General features: G+C 48.1%; 8 protein-coding genes. 1 reads left to right on the top strand and 7 read right to left on the bottom strand.

Going from position 1 to position 5,861, the window contains the following annotated elements; all coding sequences use genetic code 11:
* The 5 genes from ACKOVI_RS04820 to ACKOVI_RS04800 all read right to left on the bottom strand — a co-directional run.
* Nucleotides 1-326 (bottom strand): phytoene desaturase family protein (locus ACKOVI_RS04820; RefSeq protein WP_509602927.1); only part of this gene is annotated, 326 nt, incomplete at its 3' end.
* Complete coding sequence (locus ACKOVI_RS04815; RefSeq protein WP_509602926.1) at nt 323-1,393, bottom strand: glycosyltransferase family 2 protein; 1,071 nt, start codon at nt 1,391-1,393, stop codon at nt 323-325. The genes ACKOVI_RS04815 and ACKOVI_RS04820, both read right to left, overlap by 4 nt.
* Before the next feature lie 5 nt (nt 1,394-1,398).
* Entirely contained in the window at nt 1,399-2,199 is an 801-nt protein-coding gene (locus tag ACKOVI_RS04810; RefSeq protein ID WP_509602925.1) for a carotenoid biosynthesis protein, read from the bottom strand.
* Nucleotides 2,189-2,812: a spheroidene monooxygenase gene (locus ACKOVI_RS04805; protein WP_509602924.1), complete on the bottom strand. Its 624-nt coding sequence runs from the start codon at nt 2,810-2,812 to the stop codon at nt 2,189-2,191. The genes ACKOVI_RS04810 and ACKOVI_RS04805 overlap by 11 nt, the downstream gene beginning before the upstream one ends.
* A gap of 37 nt (nt 2,813-2,849) precedes the next feature.
* Nucleotides 2,850-3,341 carry a YbaK/EbsC family protein gene (locus ACKOVI_RS04800; protein WP_509602923.1) on the bottom strand — a complete coding sequence of 164 codons (492 nt, stop codon included), beginning with the start codon at nt 3,339-3,341 and terminating at the stop codon, nt 2,850-2,852.
* A 31-nt stretch (nt 3,342-3,372) separates the two neighbouring features.
* Here ACKOVI_RS04800 and ACKOVI_RS04795 point away from each other — a divergent pair, with 31 nt between their 5' ends.
* On the top strand, nt 3,373-4,590 hold the full coding sequence (locus ACKOVI_RS04795) for an MFS transporter (RefSeq protein ID WP_509602921.1): 1,218 nt from the start codon (nt 3,373-3,375) through the stop codon (nt 4,588-4,590).
* On the opposite strand, the gene ACKOVI_RS04790 is transcribed toward ACKOVI_RS04795, so the two are convergent.
* Both ACKOVI_RS04790 and ACKOVI_RS04785 read right to left on the bottom strand, forming a co-directional pair.
* Nucleotides 4,559-5,305 carry a sulfite exporter TauE/SafE family protein gene (locus ACKOVI_RS04790; protein ID WP_509602919.1) on the bottom strand — a complete coding sequence of 249 codons (747 nt, stop codon included), beginning with the start codon at nt 5,303-5,305 and terminating at the stop codon, nt 4,559-4,561. The genes ACKOVI_RS04795 and ACKOVI_RS04790 overlap by 32 nt on opposite strands.
* A gap of 70 nt (nt 5,306-5,375) precedes the next feature.
* A complete protein-coding gene (locus tag ACKOVI_RS04785; RefSeq protein ID WP_509602918.1) occupies nt 5,376-5,795 on the bottom strand; it encodes a DoxX family protein in 420 nt (139 codons plus the stop codon).
* Between the last annotated feature and the right edge of the window lie 66 nt (nt 5,796-5,861).

The following is a 5,861-nucleotide window of genomic DNA, read 5'->3' as shown; positions in this document are numbered from 1 at the left end:
AATTGAACTGATGCGCCATCATGGAAGCGGTAATCAAAAGATGGATCGACTGCTTCTAGCTCGAGAACCTGGCCCATATGTTTTCCAGTGCGCTGGAAGAAATCACGGTAGACAGCGGGAATTGTGAGTAGAGATGGACCTGTATCAAAGGCGTAACGACCGATCCATTCAGTGCGACACTTTCCTCCAGGGCGATCAGAGGCTTCAAAGATTTCAACACGATGACCGGCTCGAGCCAGACGCGCAGCTGCGCACATTCCACCGATTCCAGCGCCAATCACGACTATCTTCTTGGGGTCTTTCACTTTGCCGACATTTCCCGTCATACGGTGCGCCCCTTCCATTGAATTCTGCCCTTATTACGCCATGAGTAGTAAAGCAGATAGATAAAGAGAGCAGCTGAGAGCGGATGGAGAAATGAATCACGTAAGCGAGTAGATGATGACACCGCGCTAATTAATCGCGTCCCCATGATTGCAGCTGTCGCAGCAACGGCAAGGAGATTTCCAGTGAGCGCATAGAGAATTGGAAGGATTCCAGTTATCGCCATAAATGCGGCCGCAAATATGGCACCCGGAATTGAACCAAATGCAGTGCTTAAGGATTTTCCATAGCCCGCTCTGATCTCAGCTAGCGATGAATACATTCTGGTAGATGAGATTGCAGAACCGTCTATCACAACACCACGAAAACCGGCAGCAATAAAGGAGCGACCAAGTTCAATATCGTCAAGAACTTTATGGGCTACTGATTCGAATCCACCGATCTGCTTGAGGGATAGACCTCTCACCACTAAGAATTGCCCGTTACAAATAACAGTTGATTTCATCGGAAACTTCTCCGCGCCACGTAATAAAACGGTGCTCATCCAGGACCACTGCAGAAGTGGCTGGATTAAACGTTCTCCCCATGTGTCCGCAACCTGTCGCGGATATGGAGAGATAAAATCAAGTTCACTCTTATAAAGAGTTCTTACCGCTCGTGCAATCGCGTCGCGCTCAAAGTGAACATCAGCATCGATTGAAATAACGACATCTGCATCGATGGCAGATTGCCATCCGAATTGGAGCGCACTTACCTTTCCAAGCCATCCAGATGAAGGATCAGGTGCATTGATTACAGATATTCGTTCTGATGAGAAGGAAGAGGCAACTTCAAAAGTTCGATCTTCTGAGTTGTCATTAATTACTAATACTTGAAGCTTTGGGGTTCCTATTTGATTTGCCAGCTCAGCAAGAATTCTGGAGATATTTGCCTCTTCATTACGAACCGGAAGTAAGACGAGAATGGAAGAATCAATGGTCGAAGCTGAATGTGGCTTACGAATAGTTGCAAAGTTAATGAGTGCAAGGAGAAGCAAGAGAGAGTTAAGAAGAAAAATTGCAAAGACCATTTGATTTAAGCTTCGCCGAGCCAATTCTTATAGATAAATGGCGTTGCAAATGCCCCAAATACGAAGGTGCCTAAGAGGGCAAGACCTGGTCGGTCAAAGAAGAATAGGTTTCCGATAAATCCTGAGAAGAGCACCCAGGTCAAAAGAATTGTGACGGCGCGAAGACTTGCGCTCTCTTTCCGACGTTCAAATGGAAGAATGAGATTGAGCAGAGCGACAATTGCACAACCTGCTAGCAGCCAGCCGAAGAAGTTTGAGAGCGGCACATCGGGAACAAAGGGAATGTGAGCACCATCAATCTTCCAAGTCCAGCGACCGGCAGCAACCATCTGTGGATCGAGAAATAGATCCCATCCGGCTAGAAGTGCGCCACCGTAGATAAAGGTCCATTTTGAAGTGACTCGACGTGCGGCGACGAGAGCTGGATGAACCATCATCACCCATGCAAATGGAACGACAATGGGAACGCCACCAATTGCAAAGCCGAGCGATGAGTCATAGCTGTAGATTCCAAAGGGCCAACCTGTGTGGACGCCAAGGAATTCAATGAAAAAACCAAAGAGCGCAGTAATGATGAGATAGCGCCATGCGTACTTCACCCCGTAAGAGAGATATGCATGTAGAACCATCGAGAGTGCTCCGACATAGACAGTTGCGACTGTGATGTATTGGAGAACGGTGCCATGGGTGAGTGGATAGAAAATCTGAAGCGCAATGGTTAAGGCAAGTGCCCCACCCAAGGTGATGCGGGCGCGCTGAGAAATACCGAGGCGGCGTCGACGAGGGGTGTAGTGCCTAATGGACATGGTTAAAGTCTGCCGTATTGACGAGGTCGAAGCGGGCAAAAAGCTCTTCGCTATACCAATTGAATTTCTCGGTATCTGCTATCGCAGCACGATGCGGTGCATTCTTGTAGGCGAATTCACGTAAAGATTGCGCTGATTCCCAGAGTGAGAAGGTGCCTTGCAATCCAATAGGAGCTTCACCAATTCCAAAGGAGAAAAGCAGGCCAGGGGATTGATGGAGATCATTCACGACTGGCGGTATCGAGCGCCAAAAGCGTAGAGATTGAGACCATTTCAATCGCGCCCGTGTAATGGCAACAACCGGCCCGCCGCCATGTTTGGCTCCAGACAACTCAAATGGCTCGCGCTTCGACCATTTTCCATGAGATGAAATCGGTTTAAGTATGTACTTATCCACCTCGAGAGAGCGCCGTCTCCATCTTTTAATAAATGTCGATTGCTCAACTATTTCTAAATCTTCGGCAACGAAGAGGATGGCCCATTTCTGTAAATCGGCATCGCTTGGAGTAAATGTTCTTCCTGTTCCGGTTCCCATTAACTTAGCGAAAGTGACTCCAGGAATCCGTCGAGCAGTTCGTCGACCCCACGCCATTTGAGAGAAGGCGAAAGGCATGGAGCCTTTCTCAATTGTAAATATGTAGCAGATAGTTTTATTCATGAGAAATTTTCGCTGGTGAAGCGTCCGTAGCCTTTTTCAATTCGGCAAATGATGTTGGAAATACACCATGTGGGTGGCCAGCTGCTGCCCACACCACGTCGTATTCATTGAGCGCTTGATCAATCAAGATAATGTCTGGTTTATTGCTCCAGCCGATGGGACTTACTCCACCGATTGAAAATCCAGAAAAATTTTTCACAAATGCCGCATCGACACGACCAAGTTCGCTGTAGCCAAGGTTGCGAGCAACGAGTTCGGTATCGACGCGGTGGCGACCACTTGTGATAATCAACAAAGTTTCCTCTTCGGGAGTTTGAAAGATCAGTGATGAAGCAATCTGCCCGACTTCAATTCCTAACGCAGAGGCTGCATCTTGTGCGGTGCGAGCTGACTCGCCCAGGACGGTGATGGGTCCAGTAATTGAAAGTTCCTGCATTGCTGCTGCGACCCTCTTTACCGCCGACTTCTCAAGGATATGCTCCATAAGAGAGAAGGTTAGGGGATAGGTTTCTCTCGTGACCACAGATCTTCAGCGCGGCCAGCGAGCTCATAAAGCTGTATGGATTTCCTTCTTTCTTATGGGGGTAGTCAACATGGCATGGGTACCTCGAATTCCGGAAATCAAAGAAATTCTTGGAATTAATAATGGGCAGTTCGGATTTATCTTCCTTGGTTCAACCTTGGGATCCATTCTCGCTGGACAATTTGGTGGACGTCTCATACATAAGTTAGGCACTAAATCGGTGATAACCGTGGCCTCTTTGATTTTCCCGGTTGGACTCATCATTATGGGAATGGCAACGACAGCCTGGATTTTGTTGGTCGGACTCATTCTCATGGGATTCGGTGTAGTCGTCACCGATATTTGTGATAACACCCAAGCAGTAGCGGTTGAAAAAATTATCAACAAGAAATGCATGACGTCATTTCACGGAGCATGGAGTTTGGGATCGTTTGTAACTACGATTTTTGGTGGAGTAATGGCTGCTCATATTTCACCTCGTACTAATTTCATAATTATTGGCCTCGTTGCGTTGGCTCTCTTCATCCCTACAAATCTTTCGATGTTACCTGCAAACCTAGACGGCCACCGCGGAGATGGATCGGTTGAGACTAAAGGCTATGTCGCTTGGTTCGGCAAAGATGTTGCAATCCTCTGGGCGCTTGCGGCCGGACTTTTGACTAGCATGATTGCAGAGATGTCAGCGAGTGATTGGTCAGCGATTTTGCTCCATGAAAATATGGGAATCGGTCCTGGTCTCTATGCCAGTGGATTTGCTTCGTTTGCATTGGCAATGATTGCAGTGCGTTTCTCCGGGGATCGAATCATTGAGAGATTCGGAGCTCGCAGAACCGTTCGAGTCGGCGGCTATAGCGGTGCAACTGCTTGGTTGATCTGTTTAGCAATTGCTATCCCACTCTCATCACATGCGAAGATTCCGGCACTGATCATTATGAACCTAGGTTTCATCTGTGCCGGCCTTGCTATTGGGCCGATGTACCCATCATTTATTCTCGCCGCATCTCGTTTGCCACATATTGCGGCACCAGTTGCAATTGCCAGGGTTGGCCTGATCGGTATCGCCGGAATTTTTATCGGTCCTACGCTTACCGGATTAATTGCAGAAGTTACCTCACTTTCGTGGGCGATGCTCTATCCGATAGGCGCTCTTTATGTGGCTGCTTTCTTATCGAGAGCTATCAAGACTGAAGCAGAACCTGTAACAAAGTAAATCCAGCGATCGCGAAGAGCAAGAAAGCAAAAGCTTTACGCAACTTTGCGGGGTTTGAAGCGCTTCCTACATGTGAGGCGATGCTCGCTACAACTACTGCGCTGACCGCCATTGTTGCGGGGATATGCCAGGCAATCTCATGCCAGACTTGAAGGTGACCAAGAAGAGCCGTGACCGAGTTGAGCGAGATGATTAAAAGCGAAGTGCCAGCTGCAATATTGTGAGGAGTGCCGAAGAAGAGAACTAATACTGGGATTGCTAAGAAGCCACCGCCAATTCCAAAAATTCCAGTCATAGAGCCGATCAAGAGAGAGATAAAAATTAACTTCGGGATGGGCATACGTGTATGGGTGTCGGTAAACGGCGAGCGAAGCATCGAAGTTCCAGCGAAGAGAAGAACCAGGGCAAAGCCACTCTTAATAAAGGTATCCGAGAAAGAGTCAGAGATGGAAGAGAACCCTAAGTTTGCCGTTAACCCAATTGCCCAAATCACTAACGCATCGCGATAGAGAATTTCTCGTTTGCGTATCTTGGGAATTGCTCCGGAGAGCGCTGCGATGAAAACCACCGCCAGGGCTGCGGTAGTGGCGTGGTGAGGCGTAAAGTCGAAGAGATACATCAAAATGGGAACGGAGAGCATGGCGCCACCGGCTCCTACGAAACCCAAGACTGCACCGATAAATCCGCCGGCAATGAGGGCGCCCATAATTTCCATACCGCAATACTCTCAGAGAAAGAAGAAAGCCCCCTGATTTCTCAGGAGGCTTTCTTGTGAAGTATAGAAATTAGCCGAAGAGTGCGAGTGTTCCAACGCTTGGACCGAAGTCTGTTACGAGACCACCTGCAACGAGAGCAAAGAGAATAAGAGCTGCGCCACCAAGTGCGAGGTCCTTATTGAATGCCATTGTCTCCTGCATCTTTGTATTTGCATCTGTTTCCTTCCAGTACTGATGGAAGATGAGGGCTGCAAGAATTACTGTGACTGCGATTAAGAGCGATCCGAGATCAACCCATGTTCCAAGAACAACGAGAATTCCACCGATAAGGAAGGTAAGGCCAGAACCGATGACTCCGAGCTTTGCAGCAGGAAGCTTCTTGTACTTTGCATAACCTGTCATTGCTTCGAGGTTCTTAAAGTGTGCAAAGCCAGCGCCAATCCAGAGTGCGCCAAAGAAGATACGGCCGATAATAAGTAGTGCGTTCAATTCATTCTCCAATGTGTTTGCCCAACGCCTACGCGTTGAGTACCCGATAATGGTAAGGGGTATAGT

Origin of the sequence: Candidatus Planktophila sp. (genome assembly GCF_046070465.1) — a bacterium.
In the GTDB taxonomy this organism is placed as follows: domain Bacteria; phylum Actinomycetota; class Actinomycetes; order Nanopelagicales; family Nanopelagicaceae; genus Planktophila.
The sequence above is the reverse complement of the archived record's forward strand: the minus strand, read 5'-3'. Positions and strand labels throughout refer to the sequence as shown.